The organism is Pseudomonas khorasanensis (assembly GCF_014268505.2).
Taxonomy (GTDB): domain Bacteria; phylum Pseudomonadota; class Gammaproteobacteria; order Pseudomonadales; family Pseudomonadaceae; genus Aquipseudomonas; species Aquipseudomonas khorasanensis.
This window is the reverse complement of the sequence record NZ_JABWQP020000014.1, coordinates 59,562-82,583: the sequence shown is the minus strand read 5'-3', so window position 1 is coordinate 82,583 and position 23,022 is coordinate 59,562. Positions and strand designations below refer to the sequence as shown.

Here is a 23,022-nt window from a genome sequence, read left to right as displayed (position 1 = left end):
AGAAGGGGCTGGAAGGCGCGGATCAAAGATGTGTTGCTGAATCAGACAGTGCGCAACAGATTCGTTGCGCACTGCTGGCCCATTACTGGCGGTATGACTTGAGGAAGTTGCCGATGCGGCCGATGGCCATTTCCAGATCATCCACGCGAGGCAGCGTGACCACACGGAAGTGATCCGGCCATGGCCAGTTGAAGGCCGTGCCTTGCACCACCAGCAGCTTCTCGGAAAGCAGCAGGTCGAGGACGAACTTCTCGTCGTTGTGGATTGGGCAGATTTTCGGGTCGATTCTCGGGAACGCATACAGCGCGCCCATCGGCTTGACGCAGCTCACACCGGGAATGTCGTTGAGCAGTTCCCACGTGCGGTTGCGCTGTTCCAGCAGCCGGCCCTGTGGCAGCACCAGATCGTTGATGCTCTGATAGCCGCCCAGCGCGGTCTGGATCGCGTGCTGACTCGGTACGTTGGCGCACAGACGCATGTTGGCCAGCATGTCGATGCCTTCGATGTAGCTCTGCGCGTTGTGTTTGGGCCCCGAGATCGCGATCCAGCCAGAGCGGAACCCGGCCACGCGATAGGATTTCGACAAGCCGTTGAAGGTCAGGCACAGCAGGTCTGGTGCCAGCGAAGCGGTGCAGATGTGCACGGCGTCGTCGTACAGAATCTTGTCGTAGATCTCGTCAGAGAACACCACCAGGTTGTGAGCGCGGGCGATCTCCAGCATGCCCAGCAACACTTCCTTCGAATACACCGCACCCGTCGGGTTGTTCGGGTTGATGATGACCATGGCTTTGGTGTTAGGGGTGATCTTGGCCTTGATGTCGGCCAGGTCCGGGAACCAGTCGGCGCCTTCGTCGCACAGGTAATGCACGGCGTTGCCGCCGGCCAGGCTGACAGCGGCGGTCCACAGCGGGTAATCCGGCGCTGGCACCAGTACTTCATCGCCGTTATTGAGCAGGGCCTGCAGCGACATCACGATCAGTTCGGACACGCCGTTGCCCAGATAGATGTCTTCGATGCCGACACCTTCTACCTGCTTCTGCTGGTAGTACTGCATGACCGCCTTGCGCGCGCTGAACAGGCCTTTGGAGTCGCTGTAGCCTTGCGAGGTCGGCAGGTTGCGGATCACGTCCTGGAGAATTTCGTCCGGCGCTTCGAAACCAAACGGCGCCGGGTTGCCGATGTTCAGCTTGAGGATGCGCTGGCCTTCCTCTTCCAGTCGTTTGGCGTGCTTGAGCACCGGGCCGCGAATGTCGTAGCAGACGTTGGCGAGCTTGTTCGATTTGCTGAACTGCATGGCGATGTGATCCCGAAAATAAACGATCCAGGCAGCGATTGGACAACCGCACTGGGATTGCTGCGTCTTCGCACAGGCGGAGGTCTGGAGCGCTGGCTCCGAGAATCCGTTTGAATGCGCCCGGTCTGGCTGCCAGACTGGCACGTGACGAGGCGCAATCATACGTGCCGCCCGATCCGTGGAAAAGGTACAGATCGGGCTTTTTCAGCCGCTGAGGTGTGATGATGGAAAAGTTGGAAAAAACCCTGGAAGAGTGGAAAGCCATGCTCGACCCCGAGCAGTACAACGTCTGCCGTCTGAGTGCGACCGAGCGCCCTTTCTCCGGTAAATACAACGACACCAAAACCGACGGTGTCTACCACTGCGTCTGCTGCAACGAGGCGCTGTTCGACTCGAAGACCAAATTTGATTCAGGCTGCGGCTGGCCGAGCTTCTACCAGCCAATTGGCGAAAGCGCGATGACCGAAATTCGCGACACCAGCCACGGCATGATTCGCACCGAGGTCAAGTGCGCACGTTGCGATGCACACTTGGGCCATGTGTTTCCAGATGGTCCGCCGCCAACCGGGCTGCGTTACTGCATCAATTCGGTGTGCCTGAATCTGGAACCCCGCGAGTAGCTGTAAAGGCGACGTGTTGTCGCCTTTTTCGGATAATTAAATTGCACACAATTTAATTGCTCGTTATGTTTGGCCTTTCCTTTATTTGCGGAGCCGACCCATGACCGACAACCTGCTGAATATCCCGTGCACCACCATCAAGGGCGAGCAAAAAACCCTGGCCGACTACGCGGGCAAAGCGGTGCTGGTGGTCAACACCGCGAGCAAGTGTGGTTTCACTCCGCAATACAAAGGTCTTGAAGAACTCTGGCAGACCTATAAGGACCGGGGGCTGGTGGTGTTGGGTTTTCCCTGCAACCAGTTCGGCAAGCAGGAGCCGGGCAACGAAGGTGCGATCAGCGAATTCTGCGAAGTGAATTTCGGCGTCAGCTTTCCGCTGTTCAAAAAGATCGAGGTCAACGGTGCCGGCGCTCACCCATTGTTCGTGCAGTTGAAAAAACGTGCTCCGGGTGTCCTCGGTTCCCAGGGCATCAAGTGGAACTTCACCAAGTTCCTCATCGGCAAGGACGGTCAGTTGGTCAAGCGCTTCTCCCCAACGACCAAGCCGCAGGACCTGAGCAACGAGATCGAAGCCCTGCTCAAATGAACAGCGTGCCGGTTGATTCGCTGAAGCTCGATAGCCAGTTGTGCTTCAAGTTATACGCGGCTTCCCGGGCGGTGATTCGTGCCTACAAGCCGATGCTCGACCAGTTGGGCCTGACTTACCCGCAGTATCTGGCGATGCTGGTGCTGTGGGAGTGGCAGGACGCCGCGCCGCAGCAACCGACGGTCAAGGCCTTGGGCGAGCGTCTGGCGCTGGACTCCGGCACGCTGACGCCGTTGCTCAAACGCCTGCAACAGTTGCAACTGGTAGAACGACAGCGCTCGGCGCGCGATGAACGCGAAGTGCACTTGAGCCTGACGCAGGCAGGGCAGGCGTTGCGCGAAGAGGTCGGCCCCCTGAAAGCGCGCCTGTTGTGCGACAGCGGCGTGGATCTCGACCGGCTCAGTGACTTGCGCGCCGGCCTCGATCACTTGCTTGGGCAAATCAAAGCGCTGACGTAATCCATTGATCCAGCAGCGCGGCCAGTTCTTCGCGGCGAAACGGTTTGGCCAGGTAGTCGCTCATGCCCGCTGCGCGGCAGCGTTCGCGCTCCTCGGACATGGCATTGGCGGTCAGCGCGACAATTGGCAGATTGGGCCAGCGCCCGCTCTGGCGAATCTGTCGGCTGGCTTCGTAGCCATCCATCACCGGCATGTTGCAGTCCATCAGCACCAGATCGAAATCGGCAACCTCCAGCTGATCCAGTGCCTCAGCGCCATGGCCGGCCACCACGACATCGCAACCGAGTTTACCGAGCATGCCCTTGGCGACCAATTGGTTGACCGGGTTGTCCTCGACCAGCAGCACTCGCCCGCGTCGCGCGGAAGGGGAGGCGTCCAGTTGCGCTTCGCTGATGGTGGCGATGTCCGGATGCAGAATGCGCCGCAGGTGCTGGTAGAGCGCGTTGCGTGCCAGCGGCCGGGCCTGTTGCTGCAGGGGCGCCAGGGCTGCTGCTTCTTCGCTGGGAAGAAAGCTGCCGTAGGCAGTCACCAGCAGGATCGGCGCGGTGATGGTCGGACGCAGGCCGAACAGGCATTCCGGACAATCGGTGATCAGAACATCGGGATTGAGGCCCAGCAAGGAGTCGTCAATGGTGCGCTGCACATATTCCAGACCCCAGACCGGCAAGAGGCTTTTCAGCAACTCCGCCAGACCACTGCTGCCAGCGGTGATCGCGAGCACTTTGCCGCGTAACAGCACAGGCGCCAGAGCACGGGTGTGGCAGGGCAGCGGCAGCTCGGCGCAGAACTGGCTGCCGAACCCGCTTTCGGAACTGATCGTCAGGCGGCCCTGCATCGCCTCGCACAGGTTGTACGTCAGCGCCAGCCCCAGCCCGGTGCCGCCGTATTGACGGGTAATGCCTGCGCCCGCCTGGGTGAACGGCTGGAAAATTTTCACCTGGGCTTCCTGGGCGATACCGATGCCGGTGTCGCAGACCTCGATGCGCACGCCGTCCTTGTGCGCAGACAGGCGCACGTCGACCCTACCGAACCGGGTGAACTTCAGCGCATTCGACAGCAGGTTGCTGACGATCTGCCGTACGCGCGTCGGGTCGCCCAGCACCAGCGCTGGAAAGTGCGGCTCGATCAGACACGTCAACTCGACGCTCGGCGCGGCGTTCTGCGAGAGCAGATTGGCGGTGTCCTCGATCAGCGAACCCAGATCGAACGGGATGTTTTCCAGCTCGAGTTGCCCGGCATCGAACTTCGACAGGTCGAGAATATCGTTGAGCAGTTCCACCAGCACCTTGCCCGAGTCATGGGCAATCGACAGTTGTTGCTGCTGCTCGGCATTCAGCGGGCCGTCCAGCGACAGCGCGATCATCCCCAGCAGACCGTTGAGTGGCGTGCGGATTTCATGGCTCATGTTGGCCAGAAAGGCCGAGCGCGCTTCGGCCATGTCCAGCGCCGTGCGGCGGGCTATTTCGAGTTCTTCGTTGGATTGGCTGAGGCGGGTGTTGATCGCTTTGAGTTCGGCGGTGCGCGCCGAGACGATGTCTTCGAGTTGCGCGAGGTATTCGGTCAGACGGTTTTCCGCTGTGCGCCGTTGCTGGATTTCGGTGGCGATGTTCTCGAACTGCTGATTGGCGACTTTGACCAGCACGCCGATTTCATCGTTGCCATGTCCGGCGGGGCATTCGAGCGTGGTCGGCTCGGCGCTGCGTGGATCGCGGCCGCTGAGTTCCCGGATGACGCGCACCAGCGGTTTGGTCAACATCACATAGAACAGCGCCAGCAGGATCCCGGTCAGCAGGAGGCTGCGGGCAAAACCGTTGAGCAGCGTAACTTCGGCGCGCCGCAAAAAGCGGCTGCCAAAGGCATAGGTGTCGACTTCCAGACTCAGAACGCCGAGGGACTCGTTGGGCAAGTGGTCGAGGTACAAGCGGTCTTCGAAATGACGCTTGGCGCCGAACAGAAAGTCGCTGATCAGCCGGTAGTTGCTTTGCAGCTCCGGACGTTTGACGCTGGCCAGCACCGTATCGTTGTTGTCGGTCAGTTGCGCCCCGATGATCGCGGGCGAGCGCAGCAGGCCCAGAGTGAGTTCCTGAGCCAGCTCTGCGTCGATGTTATAGGCGATGCGTGAGGCCGGATTGTGGCTGATTTCGAGCAGTGCGAGGATTTCCCGATTGATGGAAGCGTCTTCGCTGGCATAATCGATGCCGATTTGCAGCAGACTGAGCAGGGTGCCCAGAATGAACCCGACCAGTACGGTAAGCCTGGCTTGCTTGTATGACAGCCGGTGGGTGAATTTGATGTCCATGGGGTGTTGAACCACTTCCGTTTCCCTTCGCTGCTCAAGCATAGTCGATCGTGTATGGATACCGAGGTTCCCGAATCGCCTTGTAACAAGGCTTGGTCGGGCGGTTGTTATGTGTTTAGGGTCGCTGGGTCGTCATCATCACTGTGAACGTGTCCGAGGAGAAGACGTGGATTCCCGATTGAATGCTTTTCTTGAACGTGCCGAGTCGGTTCTGGCGCGGATCGAACCACTGTTGCCAGCACCGCGCCCCGTCATTGACTGGAACACCTGTCTGGCGGCGCGCTGGCAGCGTGACGGGCGCAGCGGTTATCTGCTGCCGCTGGAAGTCAGCCTCGACATGCGCTTGTCCGACCTGATCGGCGTCGACCGTCAACTGGAACAACTGGGGCGCAACACCCAACAATTTCTCGACGGTATGCCGGCCAACCACGCCTTGCTCTGGGGCTCGCGCGGTACCGGCAAGTCTTCGCTGGTGCGGGCGTTGCTTGCCGAGCACGCCGAAGCCGGCCTGCGCTTGATCGAGATTGAGCGCGATCACTTGGCCGATCTGCCACGGGTGGTCGAGCAGATCGGCAAATTGCCGCAACGTTTCGTGCTGTTCTGCGATGACTTGTCGTTCGAATCCGGTGAAGGCGATTACCGCGTGCTCAAAAGCGTGCTTGACGGTTCGCTCGAGCAGGCCCCCGACAACGTCTTGCTTTACGCCACTTCCAACCGCCGCCACCTGGTGCCGGAAAAGGAAAGCGACAACGAAAACTGGAAGCGCGTCGACGGCGAGCTGCACCCCAGCGAAGCGGTGGAAGACAAAATTGCGCTGTCGGACCGTTTCGGTCTGTGGCTTTCGTTCTACCCGTTTACCCAGGAACATTTCCTCGACGTCGTCGAGCATTGGATCGGCCAGTTGGCCGCGAAGGCCGGTCTGAGCTGGCAGCGCGACGAAGCATTGGACATCCTCGCCGTGCGCTGGGCCACCGGCCGCGGTAATCGCAACGGACGTTGCGCATATCAATTCGCCCGTTACTGGGTGGGACTGAAATTGCTGGAGCACAAGGCATGATTGATTTGCAACACAGCGGCCAGGGCCTCGAAGGCTACGGTATGTTGGCTGCGCAACTGGAGTCGCTGCTGGCAGACGAGCGTGATTTCATCGCCAATGCCGCGCAGTTTTCCGCGTTTCTGTTCAACCAGCTCGATGACCTGAACTGGGCCGGTTTCTACCTCAATCGCAACGAAGAGCTGGTGCTCGGCCCGTTCCAGGGCCAGATCGCTTGCGTGCGCATTCCGTTCGGGCGTGGCGTATGTGGCGCGGCCGCTGCCAGCCTGCAAACCCAGCGCGTCGAAGATGTGCACGCCTTTCCGGGCCACATCGCTTGCGACAGCGCCTCGAACAGCGAACTGGTCGTGCCCTTGGTCAAGGACGGTCGACTAATCGGTGTACTCGACCTCGACAGTCCGAAGCTGGCGCGTTTCGGCGTCGAAGATCAGGCGGGGATCGAGCAACTGGCGGCGATCTTCCTGCGTCTGACCGACTGCTGATCAGCCGCTGAGGCCAGCCTTGTGCAACAGGCTGGCCGTATCCACGCTGTCGATTTGCGCGGGATCGAGAAACCGTGTCGCGTACTGCATATAGACCCCTTCGCTGATGAACAAGCCGAACAGCGGCGCATCAATGTGCGCCTCGCGGCACATGGTCGCCATGATGCCCAGAGCCTCGCTCAGTGATTTGGCTTTTTTGTAAGGGCGATCAGCCGCGGTCAGCGCCTCGAAAATATCGGCTATCGCCATCATTCTTGCCGGCAGGCTCATTTCCTCGCGTTTCAGCCGTTTCGGGTAACCGGTGCCATCCATTTTTTCGTGGTGGCCGCCAGCGATCTCGGCAATGCTGTCGAGGTGGCCGGGGAAGGGCAGATGGCTGAGCATCATGATCGTCTGCACCATATGGTGGTTGATGATGTAGCGCTCTTCGCGGGTCAGGGTTCCGCGCGCAATCTTCAGGTTGTACAGCTCGCCGCGGTTGTATTTGTACGCGGGGACGTCGAGTTTGAAGCCCCACGGATTGTCTTCCGGAATCAGCTCGTTTTTGTCGCGTTCGATCAAGTGCTCAAGTTTGTCGGCCAGGAGCTTTTCTCGGGTTGGCAGGGTGGGTGCAGGCTTTTTCGCCTGACGGCGGTTTTCTTCCCACGACACACCCAGGCGATCGTCCAGTGTGCGCATCCAGGTGCGTTCGGCGACTCGATCGAGGCGTTGCAGATCGGCATCGGCCATGGCCTCGCCACCGAGATTGCAGCGGGCTACAAACGCAAAATCGTCATCCAGCGCGAGCAGTTCATCGTCGCGTGTGCGAACCAGCGTAGCCTCATCCCCACCGGTTGCCAGCGTCTGCCAGTAACGAATCCAGACATCACGCTTGAGCACTTCGAAGCGGGTACGGATTTCGTGGATGCGGTCGTTGATGGTCTCGAGTTTGGTGGCTTTGTCGACCACGTATTCCGGCGTCGTGACCTTGCCGCAATCATGTAGCCACGCGGCGATGTGCAGGGCCTCCCATTCATCCTCGTTCGGCTGGTAGGCGCTGAACGCCGGCGCGTGGCTGGCGGCAGCGGCCTGGGCGAGCATCAGCGTCAGTTCCGGCACCCGCTGGCAATGCCCGCCGGTGTACGGGCTCTTGGCGTCGATCGCGCTGGCAAGCAATTGAATGAACGCATCGAGCAGTTGTTTTTGCCGGGCCTGCAGACGCTGGCTTTCGATGCTCACCGCCGCCGCACCGGACACCGCTTGAAGAAAGGCGATACGGTCGGGCCGTAGCTTTTCCAGATCGCTCGGCAACCCGCTGTCATTGACCAGCAAAATCAGCAGGCCGATGGTTTCATCGTGCTGGTTATGCAGGCGGATACCGATCAAATGGATGCGCGGCGACTGCATGGCCAGCAGGATGCCTTGCAAGTCGGCGGCCTGGTCGAAGCCCAGATGGCTCACCACATTGTTGGCGCTGACCAATTGCTCGAACCACGCCGGGCCAGTGTTCCTGTGCAGATCATGCCCTTGAATATCGAACGCCTCCAGCGCCTGAGGCATACCGTCGATCACCAGTCCGTAAGGCGCCATGCGGGCACCGTCGGCTTCGCGCAGATAGATCAGGCCTGCCTGCGCCTGAGCGATCTGCACGGTTTCGAACAGCACGCGTTCAAGCAGCGGGGCAAAACGCGTTTCGGCGCACAGGCTGTCGGTAATCCGGAAGAAACTTCCCAACGTTTCTTTCATTCGCGCCATCGACAGGCTCAACTGATCGACTTCAAGAACGGGTGAGCGGCGGGTCAGTGGGAAATTGAAATCGAAGCTGCGAATGGCATCGGCCTCCTTGACCAGCGCGTGCAGGGGTTTGACCAGGATTCGCGAAATCACCCAGCCCAACGGCAGGCACAGCAACAAGATGGCCAGAGTGATCAGCGCGCCTTGCCAGCGCATCCGAAAAGCGTCTACCAGCAATTCGTCTTCCGGTACCAGCAATGCCAATTGCAGACCTTTCGGCCCGCCTTCCTGAATGCTGGTGCGTGCGACTATCCATTGCCTGTCGTTTACCCGCAGACGCTTGCCGGCATGTTCAGCGGTGAATAGCGCGTTCAGTTCGGGGCTCAAATCAGCCGCTTTGGCCAGCCGCGCTGTGCGGTCATCGACAATCAGGCGATGGCTGTCGTGATAGGCCACGGCATTGCCGTCGGCGTCGTACAGGGCGATTTCGGTTGACGGAGTTACCCGGTGCTTTGTCAGGGTGGTCGACAGTGCGGCCAGCGTCAGATCGGCGCCGATGACGGCTTGCTCGCCGCTGCGTCGGGCGAGGGTGGTGCCGACATTGTGGGTGGAAAAAAACACGTAGGGCTCGGTGGTGATTTGTCCGGTCTGCTGCAGGGCATCGTTGAACCAGGCCCGGCTGCGTGGATCGTACAGGTCTTCAGGATGGTCGCGGCGGCTGATCGGTGTCAGGGTCTGGTCAAAGAACAGCGATTGCGAGCGCGCGTCCCCTTGCGAACCCTGTTCGATGCTCCAGACCTGATAAGCGGCTGCCTCCGGCGCCTGGATCTGTGCCTTGAGTGCTGTGGTACGCAAAGCGCGCACCATGAAAAAATCGCCATTGGCATATCCCAGATACAGCGAAGCCAATGCCGGGTTGTCCGTCAGTGCCTGACTGAACGGTTTGAGCAAGGGCAGACGTTGTTCAAGATCGACAGACTGAGCTGCCGGTGTGTCCGCCAGCAGACTCAGCAAATGGCGGATCGGCTGATAGGTCGCATGAAGGTCCAGGCGTACATCCTGTTCGATGCGATCGAACAGTTTTTCACTGCTGGACAGGATGATCTGCGTGGTCTGGTGATAGTTGAACAGGCCCAGTACCACGCCCGTGAGCAGTAAAAGAAAGGTGAACATGACGCTGATATGCACATGCAGCGGCAACCGACGTTGCTCGGGGCGCAGTGGGCTGGGCATTTCAGGCTCTCCATGAATGTTTAACTCACTGCTCAGCGCTCAAGCATAGTCAAGACTCACTCACTGTGCCTTGATCGGCCAACGTCAATTGATGCTGCAGGGCCTGCTCCAGTTCAAGCATCGCCTGGCTGGTCGCTGTCCAGCGGCGGGCGATCTCGTGCGTAGCGTTTGCGTGCAGACAAGCCTCTTCGAGGGCGTCGCAACATTCGATCAACCGGGTCGCTTGGGCAATACGTGCCGCGCCCTTGATCTTGTGGGCGACCACGGCCAGCGCTTCCCGATCATTCTCGGGCGACAGCTCGAGCAGTTCCTGGCGGTCGAGGCGGCTGCTTTTGAGCAGCTCCACCAGCATGCGGCGTGTCTGCGCCGGGTGGCTGCCGGTCAGCAGGCTCAGGCTCTGCAGATCGAACACCGATGCAGGGGAAGTCGGCGTTGTTGCGTCGATCCACTGCCCGAGCAAGGTCAGGCTCAGTGGCTTGAACAGGCAATCGTTCATGCCAGCGAGTTTGCAGCGCTGGACCTCTTCCGGCTGGGCATTGGCCGTGAAACCCAGCACGGTGCAAGGCGGGCGGCGATTTTGCAGTTCCATCTGGCGAATCGCGCGGGTCATCTCATATCCGTTCATCAAAGGCATGTTGCAGTCGACGATCACCAGATCGAAATGACCAGCCTTCCACACTTCCAGCCCGCTGCAGCCATCCTCGGCAAGGCTGAACCGATGACCGAGAAATTCCAGTTGCTGACACATCAGCAAGCGGTTGGCCGGATGGTCGTCGACGACCAGTACATGCAGAGGCGTTGCAGAAGGCTTGATCACCGCCTCGTTCTTTTCCGGATTTATTTGCGCTGGCAGGCTGTCCAGCGGCAGCGACACGCAGACCTGGGTGCCAATGCCGGGGTGGCTGCTCAACTGCATTTGTCCGCCCATCATTTCGCACAGGTTGCGGCTGATGACCAATCCCAGTCCTGCGCCGCTTCTGGCTTGAGGGCTGGAGTTTTCGGCCTGGGCAAACGGTTCGAACAAGCGCTGTTGATCTTCTGCACTGATGCCGACTCCGCTGTCCTGCACGGTCAGTTGCATCAAAGCGCGCCCAGGTGCATCCGATGTCATCAGATCCAGGGTAATCCGCACGTGACCGTGCTCAGTGAATTTAATCGCGTTGCTGACAAGATTGGACAACACCTGTTTGAAGCGCAGCGGATCGAGGTGCACATCCACGGCCGGATCCGGCGGATTGAAGACGACTTGCAAGACGAGGTTTTTCTGGCGGGCGAGGCCGTCGAAGATGCGCGCAACGGACGTCACCGTGTCGACCAGATTGACCCACTCCGGACACAGGCTAAGCCGTCCGGATTCAATGCGGGCAATGTCGAGAATATCGCCAATCAGCCCCAACAGGTCCTTGGCCGAGTGGTAGGCGGTGTCGATCGACGCTCGATCCGGATGCCGTGGGTCAATACGTCTGAGGGTCAGTTCGAGCATTCCGATCACGGCATTCATCGGCGTACGGATTTCATGGCTCATGGTTGCCAGGAACGTGCTCTTGGCCCGATTCGCCTCGTCCGCCCGCTCTTTTGCCGCGCGCAGTTCCTCAAACAACTGGCGGCGTTCACTGATATCGATCCAGCCACCAATGATGCCCTGGACGGCGCCGCTGGAGTCGCGATAGGGAAGTATCCAGTGGTAGATCGTCAAACGGCGGTTACCAATGTGCAGGGGACGATCGAGTATCAAAGGAATGCCTTCGGCGATGACTCTTTGGTAATCGGCCTGAAACGCCTGAGCTTCGAAGGCGTTGCTCAGCGTGCCCTGCATGACGCCTTTGCCAATGATGTCCTCACGCCTGGCGTCGAACGCTTCGAGGTAACTGTCATTGCAACTTTGCAAAAGTCCCTGTCGATCCCGCACGTAGATCGGATGCGGTGTGCCGTTGACCAGCGAGCGCATGAACTCCAACTGATCGTTCAGCGCGCGCTCGGCTGCCTGGCGCTGCTTGATCTGATGGCGCATGTAGGCGTTCCAGGTCAATAACAGCATAAGGATCAGGCCGGCAGCGGCGATCACTTGATAGAACAGACGCTGGTAGTTTTGCCAGATGTTTTGTGACGCGGTGGAGTATCCGCGCCAGCGCCCGTTGATCACACCGAGTTCTTCCGGGGCGATGCTCAGCAGTGCCTTGTTGATGATTGAGGCGAGTTCGGTGCTGTCACGCGCGGTCGCGAGCGAGAAGGCGGCCTGACCGGTGCCGATCGTAGTGGTGATCTGCAGTGGCCGGGCAAAAATGCGCGATGAAATGAAGTAGTTGGCGATCACCAACGAGTTTACGACACCGTCAACGTGATTTTCAGCCAGCATCGACACGGCGCTGAAAGTGTCAGGTGTTTCGATCAGCTCAATGCCCGGATGTTCTTGTCGCAGATTCTCGATCAGCGGGTTGCCTTGGGCGATCGCCAACCGCTTGCCTTTGAGTTGCGCCAGGTTGGTAGGGCCGTCGGCGCTCTTGCGGGTCAGCAGTACAAAGGAATTTTCCAGATAGGGGCGGCTGAAATTCAGGTTTTTTTCGCGTTCGACGCTTGGCAGCAGCGCGGCAATCAGATCGGCTTTGTGTAGGTTTATCTGGCTGATCATTTCCGCGTCGTTGCGGCTGCGCTGAATCTCGAAACGCAACCCGGTGCGCAAGCGGATCAGTTCGAGCAGATCGGCACTGATACCGCGAAAATTGCCAGCGCTGTCGAAGAAGGTCAACGGTGCGTAGGCTTCATTGACGACCACGCTGACGACGGGGTGCTGCTTGAGCCAGATTTGTTCACGCTGGGTCAGCTGGAGTTTCTTGTCCGTGAGCAGCAGGTCGCTGCCGGCGCTCCAGCGTTTGGCAATGTCGTCGCGCTGGCTGCTCGCAATCGCTTCGAGCACTGTGTCGATAATGCCCAGCAGGTGCGAATCGTTGCGCCGCACGGCGAAGCTGAAGCCCTGGGCTTCCTGCTTGCCGAAATTGGCCATGCGCACATTGTTGAGATAACCCTTGTTGATCATGTAATGGGTGGAGAGGGTGTCGCCTAGAAACACATCGGCCTGGTCGAAGGCAACGGCGTTGATTGCATTCTGGTAGGACGGATAACAGGTGATCAGCGCCTTGGGATACATCGCTTTGATCTCGGGCAGCGGCAGGTAGTGATAAACCATGCTCAGGCGCAGGCCGGCCAGACCTTCGGTCAGGGAGCGGGTTTCATCCTCGCGAGTGACCAGCACCGGTTGATCGACCGCGTAAGGTCTGGACAGCGCGAGATTGGCGTTGCCGGCTTCGTAACCGTTGGCAGTGCCGAGCAGGTCGATCTGACCATCGACCAAGGCGCGAATCGCGGCGTCGCGGGAGGGAAAACGTTGCACCCGGATCGGTAGTCCGATGGCCTGGCCGAGGATGCCGGCGTAATCTGCGGTGAGCCCTTCGTATTCCTTGCCACTGGCGGTCATGTCGAACGGCGGGTAGTCAGGCGCGGAAGTGCCCAGTATCAGTTCGCTGCGGGCCTGCAGCCATTGCTGTTGGGACGGTTGCAAGACAACCTGAACGGCTTCGGTTGCCGATCGGCTGAGCAAGGCGTAGTCCGCTGAGGCGCCTGGCATGGCAGATGCATTGGCGCTCAGGCACAGACCTGCGCTCAAGGCAATTAAGTAGTCCTTTAGACAGCTTGGCATGCGGGGTCTCACACAAGTGCGTTGCGTTTGGCCATCTCGATAAGTTCTACAAGGGATCTGGCTTTGAGTTTTTGCATCAGGCGTTTCTTGTAAGTGCTGACGGTCTTGTTACTTAGAAACATGCCCTTGGCGATTTCCTTGTTGGTGCGCCCTTGCGCGAATAACTGCAATACCATCAATTCGCGATCATTGACGGATTTGAATAATTCAAGCTCGGCATATCGAGTGTCATCGCTGCGAACCGGATTGAGTGCCTGGCTGGGGAAGTAGTTATAACCGGAAAGCACCGCTTTTATTGCGCTGACCAGTTCGCTCAAGTCTTCTTGTTTACACACATATCCCGAGGCGCCCGATTGCATGCAGCGAATACCGAACAGCGTGGGATACTGCGCCGTCAGAATCAAAATCTTGAAGTTGCAGCCCATGGTGTTGAAGCGGGCCAGCACTTCGAGGCCGTCCAGCTTGGGAATGCTGATGTCAAGAATGACCAGGTCAGGCATGCATTCGCGGACCATCTGCATGGCATTGACACCGTTATCGGTCTCACCGACGACCTTGTAGCCTTCATGTTCCAGGAGCATTCGCACGGCGAGGCGGATCACCGGGTGATCGTCGACAATAAAAACGGAGTTCATAATAGAGTCCCATGCAAGCATGAATAAAGCGCGCACCTTAGCTCAGATGCATGAGCACTCGCATGGACTGGCAGTGTCGCGACTACGTTATCGGATTAATCCTACGCGTAATGAGGAAAGGGACTACGTCGAAATTAGGTTTCGCGTAAGGAAGTGCGGGGCCGTTACCGGCTTTAGATGTAAATTATTTTAGGGGGATTATTGGTGTCTGGATATTTTGCGAGCGTTTAAAGTTGTGTTTAATTGGTTTTTTTTAAGCTATATCGCTCTAGCGAAATTAAACTTTGGATTGAAAGGTGCGTTAGAGATGATTGTGTGCAGCAATTCCGCTGCGGGTGCAGCCGGCCCGATTGGCGGCCGGCCGAACGCGGGACAATCAGTGACTCGAGCGCCCGGTCATTTCCAGTGCCATGTCACTGGCGTAACTGTCGGTCATGCCAGCGATGAAATCGATCATGCGCAGAAACGAGCTGTGCAGCGAACCCTGAGGATCCGGCGCGTTGTTGCCGAGCAAATCGAGGATGCGCCGGCTCTTGAACGAAGGCGTGCGACCGTTGTGTTGCTCCAGCGCGGCGCCGCAGAACGAATTGAGCAGAATTTCCAGCGTGGTATACGCACCGATTTCATGCAGTGTCTTGCGCTTGTCCTGAAAGATCTTCTTGCGCGCAATGTCCTTGGCGTTGAGCACGCAACGTTTGGCTGGCCCGTGCATGTGTTCGACCAGATCGCCGTGCAGTGTGCCGGCAAGCAACGCGTCCTGCTGCTCGACAAACGCCCGTGCCGCCGCGTTGGTCAAGTGTTCGATGGCCTTGCCGCGCAGGATCGCCAGTTTGCGCCGCCGGGAATCCTGCGGGCCGAGCTGGCGATAGGTCTCCGGAAGATCATCACCGACCAGCCCGAGCAGCAGCGATTCGACCTCGGCGTATTCCAGCAGCTCCATTTCAAGACCGTCTTCGAGGTCGATCAGTGCATAGCAGATGTCGTCGGCCGCCTCCATCAGATAAACCAGCGGATGGCGCGCCCAGCGCTGGTCTTCCAGTTGAGGCAGGCCAAGTTTGTGGGCGATCTGTTCGAGCAAAGGCAGTTCGCTCTGGTAGCAGCCGAATTTGTGTTTTTTGTAGCCGAGGGAATCGGCGTGGCGTGCGGTCCACGGATACTTGAGATACGTCCCCAGCGTGGCGTAAGTCAGGCGCGTACCGCCGTCGAACTGGTGGTACTCAAGCTGAGTCAGTACGCGAAAGCCTTGGGCATTGCCCTCGAAGTTGAGAAAATCACCGCGTTCGGCTTCGCTCATGCCATCGAGCCAGCCTCGCCCGGCAGCCTGTTGAAACCAGTGGCGAATGGCGTCTTCGCCGGAATGGCCGAACGGCGGGTTGCCAATGTCGTGAGCCAGGCAGGCCGATTGCACCACCATGCCCAGGTCGGCAGGGTCGCACCATTCGGGCAGCGCGCTGCGCAGGGTTTCGCCGACGCGCATGCCCAGCGAGCGGCCCACGCAACTGACTTCCAGCGAGTGGGTCAGGCGCGTGTGGATATGATCGTTACTGGTGACCGGATGCACTTGAGTCTTGCGTCCCAGACGCCTGAATGCGCCGGAGAAAATGATGCGGTCATGGTCTTTGTGAAAAGGGCTGCGGCCGAGTTCTTGCGGGCTGTGCAGCGGCTTTCCGAGGCGTTCGCGGTTGAGCAGGGTGTGCCAATCCAAGGCTGATTCTCTTCGTCTGGTGACTGATGGTCCTAGCTTCCCGGTTCAGCTCAATGCCTGCAAGCGGAACTAGAGGCCTGCCGCATCGATATCGATCAACAGCAGCCGCTCGCCGTTATCGAAAAACTGCCCTGCGGTCAGGCAGTATTGGTTGCTGGTGGCGTCACGGTAAGTGCTGGACAGTGTCAGCCGGCGTTCTTCCCAGCCTTCGGCCAGCAGATGGTAGAAGTACGGGCGCCACGACCAGTTGTGTCCCAGATAACGGTTATCGGCGACCCAGCCGTCTTGTCGCCATTCCAGGTTTGGCGTCAGTTGTGTGCCATGACGGTCGCATTGATAAAAGCGCAACAGCCAGGGAAACGCTTGCAGTTGTGGCAACGCGCTGAGCGGAGCGCGGGCCTGGGCCCAGCTTTGCAGGATTGCCATCAGCTCGCCGAGCTGTTGGCGCATTTGCATCAAGCGTCCTCGCTCGGTGAGCTTTTGCCGCACGTAACGCTGCCTGAGTCGGGCGAAATGCGCGACAAACGCATCCGTGGAGAAGAACGCTTCCTGCGCCCGTGCGAACAGGAACCCCTGCACGTAACGCGAACCGCACTCCAGGGCGAAATTCAGTTGTGTTTCGGTTTCGACACCTTCAGCGATGATCCAGCAGCCGGTTTTCTCGGCCATCTGCGCCAGCGCTTTGACCACATCGCTGCTTGGACCGCCCAAGGCCGCCGCCTGGAACAGACGCATGTCGAGCTTGAGAATGTCCGGTTGCAGGGCCAGCACCCGATCCAATTGTGAATAACCCGCGCCAAAATCGTCGATGGCAATTCTCGCTCCGGCCTGACGGTAGCGCGCGACCACCTCTGCCAGGCGCTCGCTGTTGCCCCCCTGCTCGGTGATTTCGAAAACGATGCGTTGCGGATCGACGTTGTGTCGTGCCAGCTGCTTCAGGCTGGGCAAGGCCTGGCCCGCGCGTAGTTGGCTGATCCAGCGTGGCGACATGTTCAGACTGAGAAACCAGTCCGGCGGCGCTTCATGCAGGCAGCTCAAGGCGTTGTCACGGATTTGCCGATCGAGACGGCGCAAGGCAGTGGCGGGTGTACGCGGATCGGAGAACAACGGCCCGACCGAAGCCAGTTGGCCATCGATCTGGCGCAAGCGTCCCAATGCTTCGACGCCTGCAATGCGGCCGGTGGCGGTATCGATGAAAGGTTGAAAGCAGGCGAGCGGTTGCCCGTCGATCACGGCAAGTCCTTATCTTATTGTTCGGTTTGGCCGCGTCCGCCGGATAGGCACGCGGGACTGAATCTCCCGGTAAGGAGATTCATCCCGGCGCCATTGCAAGAATGTAGCCAGATGAGCCGACTCAGTGTTTGCTCGAGCGGTTCATGACCAGTTTGATCAAGGGACCCAAAGTGGCACCGAGACGGATCAGTCGGGTCAACCCGCCACCGCCGCTGCGTTTCGAGCCCTTGCCGGTGAGGAAACCCAGCAGCGTCACCGCCGCCACGCCCCACAATGGCGCGTGCTTGAGGCCGAAACCGTCCTGCATGTTTTGCTTCATGCCGCGCATCCGTTGCAGCGGTTGCAGCACTTGCGCGGTTTCGTGGCGGATTTCCTGCCGATGCATTTCCATGCGCAGACGGATCAGCGCCTTGCGCATTTCTCGGCGAGAACTGTTGTGTGGAAGTTCTGGCAGGCTCATGGCAGCAGGCGCTCCCGGTCGTTGGCCAGCTCTTCAAGCGTGCCGTGGAAAGGGGACGACTCGTCGAAAATTGCTGCCTTGAGGCGCAATGCGCAGAAGATCGAAGCCAGTGTATAGAACACGCACAGCCCAATGATCGCGGCCAGGCGGTAGGTGTCCCAGAAAATGATCATCACCAGCGTCGACAGGCCCACCAGCAACAGCAGGGCGAAGACCAGGGCCAGGCCTGCGAACAGAAGCAGGCTGACGGTGCGTGATTTCTGCTCCTGCAATTCGATGCCGAACAATTCAACGTGGCTGTGCAGCAGGCCCAGGACAGCGGCGCCCAGCCTACGCGTGGAGGATGCGGTGCCCTCAGTCGGGCCGGATTCACCGATCGACATAATCAGCGCCGAGTGGCCAGCAGGCCGATCAGGAAGCCGACGCCGGCAGCGATGCCGACGGACTGCCACGGGTTGGCCGACACATAGTCTTCAGTGGCGGTGACCGCCGCCTGGCCACGCTCGCGCAGGGTGTCCTCGGTCAGCTTCAGGGTCTCCCGGGCGCGCAGCAGGCTTTCATGAATCTGTCCGCGCAGCTCATCTGCCTGATCGCCAGCGAGGGTCTTGGTGTGCTCGAGCAAGCGTTCGGTGTCGGCGACCAGTGTCTGGAAGTCGTTCATCAGGATTTCTTGAGCAGTCTTTGCCGTGGTGCTGGCCATGGGGGTGGATCTCCGTAGGTGGCTTTGAAGCGTTCGAGTATGAGCCCTGCGCGAAGGTTCAGTACAAATCGCAGGTACAACTTTTGCTGTGTCGTGGTGCGTCGCCCGGCGGTTGTGCGCTGTTGCCGAGCGTACCAGCAGGGAAACGCCGATGCATATGATCGCTGCTCATGACAGGACAGGGCGTTTGGCCCCTGCATGGCGTGTGTGGCGTCTGGGGCGCGATTGCCTGCGGGATTTTCGGCACTGCACGGGCTGCGCCTGAGTCAGGAACAAGAGTATTACGGCGCCGATCTGTCGCTGCACAAGATCGGCTCGGTGAATCAGGATTAGGCTTCGTCATCAAGGGCTCCGGGATAGAAACCGTGGAGCAGGCGATAGCGATCGATGCGCACCTGATCGACTTTTTCCTGCACCTGATGCGCTGGCAGGCCGAGCATGATCAGCGCGTGTGAGGCGAGCATGAGGCTCGACTCCAGCAGCTCCGGCACCACTTCAGTGGCGCCGGCGGCTTTCAACTCGGCCGACTGGCTGTCGTCGCGGGTGCGCACCAGTATCGGGACCTCGGGATTGAGTCGGCGAGCTTCCCTGAGAATGCGCAGCGCTACATCGCTTTGATCCACGGCAATCACCAATAACCTGGCGCGCAACAGGCCCACGGCGGTGAGCAAATCGCCCCGGGCCGAGTCACCGTAATGCACCTCGCTCTCCCCGGACGCCGCCTCCTGGACCCGCACCGGGTCGTTGTCCAGCGCGACATAAGCTTGCCCGGCATTGCCCATGAAACGACCGATGGATTGGCCGACGCGCCCGTATCCGCAGATCACCACATGCTGGTCGAGATCGGCGTTCAGCGCGCTGATCTGTTCGATTTGCGCTGCCTGATTGGGCTTGCGGTGCAGCACGGCGGCAAGGCGCGGCGCGGCGCGCAATAGGAGCGGGGTGAGTAGCATGGAACAGAACGTCGCCGCGAGCAGCAGGGCGCCAGGCTCGGCCGGCAGCAAACTGTTTTGCTGCATCTGCGCCATCAGCGCGAAACAGAACTCGCCGCCCTGGGCCAGGGCAAGACCGCTGCGCCACGCCGTTTCGCTGTCGCTGCCGCGCCACTTCACCAGCAGCGCGACCACGACGCCCTTGATCAGCATCAGGCCAAGGGTCAAAGCGATGATGAGCAGGCTGTGACTGACGAACAGCTGCAGATCGATCAGCATGCCGATGCTGACGAAAAATACCCCGAGCAAGATGTCCCGGAATGGCCTTATGTCAGCCTCGATCTGATGCCGATAATGGCTCTCGCCGAGCAGCATGCCAGCGAGAAATGCGCCAAGGGCAGGGGACAGGCCCAACAAATGTGTAAGCCAGGCAGTGAGCAGCACGATCACCAGCGCCAGCAGGACGAACAACTCTGCCGAGCGTGACGCCGCCACTTCATGAAACAGCCGAGGCAGCAGCCAACGACTGGCGAGCAGCAGACCGAAAAACAGCACCAGCGTTTTGCCCAGGGTCAGCGGCAACGCCCAGTACCACGCCTGTTCGCTGGTGCCGGCGAACACCGGCACCAGCGTCAGCAGCAGCACGGCCACGACGTCCTGAAACAGCAAAACACCGACCGCATTCTGGCCGTGAGTGCTGAATACTTCACCGAGACTGCCCAGCTCTTTGGTGACAATCGCCGTGGAGGAAAGCGATAAACCCGCTCCCAGTAACAGCGCCGGGATCACGGGCATCTCCAGCAACGTCAGCAGCATCCCGAGCAGGGCCGTACTGATCAGCACTTGCTGACTGCCCAGGCGAAACACCACCTGACGCAGCGCAATCATCTTCGACAGGGAAAATTCCAGGCCCAGTGAAAACAGCAGAAACACCACGCCCAGCTCGGCGACGTCCGGCAGGTGTTCGCTCTCGTTGACCCAGTCGAATGCATTCGGCCCGACCAGCAACCCCACGCACAGGTAACCCAGCACCGGCGGTAATCGCAGGCGCCGGAACAGGGCAATCACCACCAGGGATGAGGCGAGGATGATCAACAGGTTGGCAAACACGGGACACTCCGCTGTCTGGGCGTTGGCCTCTCAAGCGTAGAGGCTAAAAGTCCTGGAGGATGGCGCAATTGGAATTCGCGCGAAATGATTTGAGTCAGGGTTTTACTCAGGGGCTTTGCGCCGTCCGGACGGCAACGGGTCGACGGCGATTCCGGGGCGTCCTAAAATGGGCTCGAGTCATTTTTTGGTCAAGCCATCATGTCGTCTGAATGCCAGTTGTTCGGCACCCTGGGGTGTCATCTGTGTGAAGTCGCGGAAGCCGAGCTGATGCCTTTCGTCGAGCATGGTTTGCTGGTCGAACTGGTGGACATTGCCGAAGACCAATGCTCGTACGATGCCTACAGCTTGCGCATCCCGGTGCTGCGCCGTGTCGACACCGGCGCGGAGCTGGATTGGCCTTTCGATGCTGATCAAATTGCGGCGTTTTTACGCTGATGGGGATTGCCTTGGTTCACCCGCTGGTCGCAGCAACACATCCTTGCGTTGGCACTCGCTGATCTCTTCGGTTACTGTATGTCCATACAGCAATCGAGTCAGAGGGATGAACCGTGGTCAATGTCGAACAGTTGAAGAGCAGCGTGAACCGGATGTCGGTCGACGTGGTGCGCGAGGCCGTCCTCGAATTGCGCCTGGACGGGCTGGTCACGGAAGGCAAGACGCCGTTCAACAAGCTGCATTTCAATACGTGCTTCGCCGAGATCGAAGCCCTGTTTCAGCGGGCCGGCTATCACAGGCAACTGGACGTTGTCGGTTATCAGGGCTTGCTGTACGCCTTGTATGATCCGGGACGCTGGGAGGCGGTCGATGTGTTGCGCTGGTTGAAGGAGTTCACGGATGCAGCAGCACTCAAATCGATTCCTGCTTGAGAATCCGCGCTAGGTGGCTTTGTCTTCGTGCTGGATAATGCCGACCTGCATTGAGGATCTGTATTTGAATGTCCACATCTAGCTTTAACGCTGCGCAAAATCAGGCCAGCACGTTGTACTTGCCGCCCGGTCCGTGGCTGACGGTTTTCGATTGCCTGTGCGAGCATTTCCATGCCATCAAGCGGGAACAGTGGCTCGACCGGATCGCTCGCGGGCGAGTGCTGGATGCTCAAGGCCAACCGATTACGCTGGATTTGCCCTACAAGGAAGGCCTTCGCATCCATTATTTTCGCGAAGTGCCGGACGAAAAACCGATTCCGGTGGTCGAGTCGATTCTTTATGCCGATGAACATCTGGTGGTAGCCGACAAGCCTCACTTTCTGCCGGTGACGCCGGCCGGGGAATATGTCGAACAGACGTTGCTGCGCCGACTGATCCGTCGGCTGGACAATCCGCATCTGGTGCCGCTGCACCGCATTGATCGGCACACGGCGGGGCTGGTGATTTTTTCGGCGAATCCGCAAACCCGTTCGGCCTACCAGTCATTGTTTCCGACGCGGCAGATTGATAAACGCTACGAAGCGATCGCCCCGGCGCTGCCTGAGGTGAATTTTCCCCTGGTGCACAAGAGCCGCCTGGTCGACGGCGAACCCTTTTTCCGCATGCAGGAGGGGCCGGGTGTCAGCAACACCGAAACGGCGGTGGAAGTGCGGGAGAAGAACGGCGATCTTTGGCGCTATGGCCTGTTTCCGGTAACTGGCAAGAAACATCAGCTGCGTGTGCACATGACAGCGTTGGGAGCGAGTATCTGCAATGATCCGTTTTACCCGACCGTGCTGAAGGATGTCGAAGATGACTACGCCAATCCGTTGAAGCTGCTCGCGCAGGGTCTGCGATTCATCGACCCGGTGACCGGTGAGGCCCGAGAGTTCGAGAGCCTGATCACCCTGCACTGGTGAAGGTGAATTCACTTTCCGAGCGCCCATGAAAAAGCCCGCATATCAATGCGGGCTTTTTCGTATCCGGTAGTTACCCAGAGCTTACAGCTCTTTAACGGTACGAACCTGATCCTTGTTGATGCGGGTTTCTTTGCCGTCAAGCTGCTGGAACTCGTAGAAGCCCGAATCGTCATCGTACTTCGGGGTGTCGACGGCCTGGATTTCGCGACCGTCATTCAAGGTGATCACTGTCGGCGAGGAGCAACCCGCGAGGGTGGCCAGGCCCAGTGCGAGCATGAAAGTGGCGAGGGTCCGTTGAGTCATGAGTGTGTCTCCGAATGGGAAATCTTCTGGTTACTGAGCTTGAGACGTAAACAAGGCGTGAGAGTTCCTTGATAGTGTCAGTCTGACACAGTGTTGTGCAGATTTAACAATTGCGGGGTGTTGAGATTCGCCAGGCGCGGGTCGTTGTCGGGGCACTGCAATGCACTGGCGCCGAGACTGCGCATCACACGGCCCGGGCTGCGTTCACCGTCAGCCCAGGCCGTTTCGAATGCCGGCAGAAGCGCTACCGGAATCACGCACAGCAAAGGTTCCCAATGATCACCATGACGGATCATTAAAGGTTTTTCACGTTGCTGATCGGCACACTGGAGCATGTTTTCCAGTAACGCTTCGTCAATTCCCGGGACATCGCATGGCAACACCAGCAGGTGCAAGTGGCGCGCGGCTTTCAGGCCGGCGCGGATACCGGCCAAGGGGCCCGGAAAGTCGCTTTCGTCATCTGTGACCAGTTGATCGGCGAACGCGGCATAACGCTCGCGATTACGGTTGCAGGAAATGATCAAGTCATCGGTCAGCAACCGCACCTTGCGCTGCAGATGAGCAATCAATGGCTCGCCCTGCCACTCGATAAGACCTTTGTCCTGCCCCCCCATCCGTTGGCCGCGTCCGCCTGCCAGAAGCAGAACCGAGCAGGGTGGCAACCGGGTATTAAACGGCATGACGAG

The 23,022-nt window shown here is 59.3% G+C and carries 21 protein-coding genes and 1 pseudogene; 9 read left to right on the top strand and 13 right to left on the bottom strand.

Annotated features, from left to right (window positions below):
- Window positions 1-82: 82 nt before the first annotated feature.
- A complete protein-coding gene (locus HU727_RS22330) occupies window positions 83-1,294 on the bottom strand; it encodes a pyridoxal phosphate-dependent aminotransferase (RefSeq protein WP_186533724.1) in 1,212 nt (403 codons plus the stop codon).
- Window positions 1,295-1,518: 224 nt separating this feature from the next.
- Here HU727_RS22330 and msrB point away from each other — a divergent pair, with 224 nt between their 5' ends.
- The 3 genes from msrB (at window position 1,519) to HU727_RS22315 (ending at window position 2,958) form a co-directional block, all read left to right on the top strand.
- A complete protein-coding gene (gene msrB, locus HU727_RS22325; RefSeq protein ID WP_186533723.1) occupies window positions 1,519-1,914 on the top strand; it encodes a peptide-methionine (R)-S-oxide reductase MsrB in 396 nt (131 codons plus the stop codon).
- A 100-nt stretch (window positions 1,915-2,014) separates the two neighbouring features.
- A complete protein-coding gene (locus HU727_RS22320; protein WP_186533722.1) occupies window positions 2,015-2,500 on the top strand; it encodes a glutathione peroxidase in 486 nt (161 codons plus the stop codon).
- Entirely contained in the window at window positions 2,497-2,958 is a 462-nt protein-coding gene (locus HU727_RS22315) for a MarR family winged helix-turn-helix transcriptional regulator (RefSeq protein ID WP_186533721.1), read from the top strand. The genes HU727_RS22320 and HU727_RS22315 overlap by 4 nt, the downstream gene beginning before the upstream one ends.
- Here HU727_RS22315 and HU727_RS22310 read toward each other — a convergent pair.
- Window positions 2,942-5,257: a hybrid sensor histidine kinase/response regulator gene (locus HU727_RS22310; RefSeq protein WP_186533755.1), complete on the bottom strand. Its 2,316-nt coding sequence runs from the start codon at window positions 5,255-5,257 to the stop codon at window positions 2,942-2,944. The genes HU727_RS22315 and HU727_RS22310 overlap by 17 nt on opposite strands.
- A 166-nt stretch (window positions 5,258-5,423) precedes the next feature.
- Here HU727_RS22310 and HU727_RS22305 point away from each other — a divergent pair, with 166 nt between their 5' ends.
- Together HU727_RS22305 and HU727_RS22300 are read left to right on the top strand one after the other, a co-directional pair.
- Window positions 5,424-6,314 (top strand): ATP-binding protein, encoded by an 891-nt coding sequence (locus tag HU727_RS22305; RefSeq protein WP_186533720.1) that lies wholly within the window; start codon window positions 5,424-5,426, stop codon window positions 6,312-6,314.
- Window positions 6,311-6,793, top strand: coding sequence for a GAF domain-containing protein (locus tag HU727_RS22300; RefSeq protein WP_186533719.1), 483 nt, complete (start codon window positions 6,311-6,313; stop codon window positions 6,791-6,793). Before HU727_RS22305 ends, HU727_RS22300 begins: the two co-directional genes overlap by 4 nt.
- On the opposite strand, the gene HU727_RS22295 is transcribed toward HU727_RS22300, so the two are convergent.
- The 8 genes from HU727_RS22295 to HU727_RS22260 form a co-directional block, all read right to left on the bottom strand.
- On the bottom strand, window positions 6,794-9,739 hold the full coding sequence (locus HU727_RS22295; RefSeq protein ID WP_186533718.1) for an HD domain-containing phosphohydrolase: 2,946 nt from the start codon (window positions 9,737-9,739) through the stop codon (window positions 6,794-6,796).
- Between the two features lie 49 nt (window positions 9,740-9,788).
- On the bottom strand, window positions 9,789-13,433 hold the full coding sequence (locus HU727_RS22290; protein WP_186533717.1) for a transporter substrate-binding domain-containing protein: 3,645 nt from the start codon (window positions 13,431-13,433) through the stop codon (window positions 9,789-9,791).
- A gap of 8 nt (window positions 13,434-13,441) precedes the next feature.
- The gene (locus HU727_RS22285) at window positions 13,442-14,068 is read right to left on the bottom strand and encodes a response regulator transcription factor (protein WP_186533716.1); all 627 of its coding nucleotides are present in this window, start codon (window positions 14,066-14,068) and stop codon (window positions 13,442-13,444) included.
- Between the two features lie 376 nt (window positions 14,069-14,444).
- Window positions 14,445-15,773 (bottom strand): deoxyguanosinetriphosphate triphosphohydrolase, encoded by a 1,329-nt coding sequence (locus HU727_RS22280; RefSeq protein ID WP_186533715.1) that lies wholly within the window; start codon window positions 15,771-15,773, stop codon window positions 14,445-14,447.
- A gap of 69 nt (window positions 15,774-15,842) precedes the next feature.
- Entirely contained in the window at window positions 15,843-17,006 is a 1,164-nt protein-coding gene (locus tag HU727_RS22275; RefSeq protein WP_186533714.1) for an EAL domain-containing protein, read from the bottom strand.
- A 121-nt stretch (window positions 17,007-17,127) separates the two neighbouring features.
- The gene (locus tag HU727_RS22270) at window positions 17,128-17,466 is read right to left on the bottom strand and encodes a hypothetical protein (RefSeq protein WP_186533713.1); all 339 of its coding nucleotides are present in this window, start codon (window positions 17,464-17,466) and stop codon (window positions 17,128-17,130) included.
- Window positions 17,463-17,849, bottom strand: a complete 387-nt coding sequence (locus HU727_RS22265; protein WP_186533712.1) for a phage holin family protein — start codon at window positions 17,847-17,849, stop codon at window positions 17,463-17,465. Before HU727_RS22265 ends, HU727_RS22270 begins: the two co-directional genes overlap by 4 nt.
- Before the next feature lie 2 nt (window positions 17,850-17,851).
- Window positions 17,852-18,166 (bottom strand): ElaB/YgaM/YqjD family protein, encoded by a 315-nt coding sequence (locus HU727_RS22260; protein ID WP_186533711.1) that lies wholly within the window; start codon window positions 18,164-18,166, stop codon window positions 17,852-17,854.
- Between the two features lie 182 nt (window positions 18,167-18,348).
- On the opposite strand from HU727_RS22260, the pseudogene HU727_RS22255 reads away from it, so the two are divergent.
- Window positions 18,349-18,499: pseudogene (locus HU727_RS22255) on the top strand (ammonium transporter); the annotation flags it as partial.
- On the opposite strand, the gene HU727_RS22250 reads toward HU727_RS22255, so the two are convergent.
- A complete protein-coding gene (locus HU727_RS22250; protein WP_186533710.1) occupies window positions 18,496-20,208 on the bottom strand; it encodes a cation:proton antiporter in 1,713 nt (570 codons plus the stop codon). The pseudogene HU727_RS22255 and the gene HU727_RS22250 overlap by 4 nt on opposite strands.
- Before the next feature lie 198 nt (window positions 20,209-20,406).
- Here HU727_RS22250 and HU727_RS22245 point away from each other — a divergent pair, with 198 nt between their 5' ends.
- The 3 genes from HU727_RS22245 to HU727_RS22235 all read left to right on the top strand — a co-directional run bounded on the left by HU727_RS22245 (window position 20,407) and on the right by HU727_RS22235 (window position 22,033).
- A complete protein-coding gene (locus HU727_RS22245; protein ID WP_186533709.1) occupies window positions 20,407-20,643 on the top strand; it encodes a glutaredoxin family protein in 237 nt (78 codons plus the stop codon).
- Window positions 20,644-20,756: 113 nt separating this feature from the next.
- Window positions 20,757-21,074: a transcriptional regulator gene (locus HU727_RS22240; RefSeq protein WP_186533708.1), complete on the top strand. Its 318-nt coding sequence runs from the start codon at window positions 20,757-20,759 to the stop codon at window positions 21,072-21,074.
- Window positions 21,075-21,142: 68 nt separating this feature from the next.
- Entirely contained in the window at window positions 21,143-22,033 is an 891-nt protein-coding gene (locus HU727_RS22235) for a pseudouridine synthase (protein ID WP_186533707.1), read from the top strand.
- Window positions 22,034-22,114: 81 nt separating this feature from the next.
- On the opposite strand, the gene HU727_RS22230 is transcribed toward HU727_RS22235, so the two are convergent.
- Both HU727_RS22230 and mobA read right to left on the bottom strand, forming a co-directional pair.
- Window positions 22,115-22,336 carry a YgdI/YgdR family lipoprotein gene (locus HU727_RS22230; RefSeq protein WP_016770600.1) on the bottom strand — a complete coding sequence of 74 codons (222 nt, stop codon included), beginning with the start codon at window positions 22,334-22,336 and terminating at the stop codon, window positions 22,115-22,117.
- 77 nt (window positions 22,337-22,413) lie between these two features.
- The gene (gene mobA / locus HU727_RS22225; RefSeq protein ID WP_186533706.1) at window positions 22,414-23,016 is read right to left on the bottom strand and encodes a molybdenum cofactor guanylyltransferase MobA; all 603 of its coding nucleotides are present in this window, start codon (window positions 23,014-23,016) and stop codon (window positions 22,414-22,416) included.
- Window positions 23,017-23,022 lie beyond the last annotated feature (6 nt).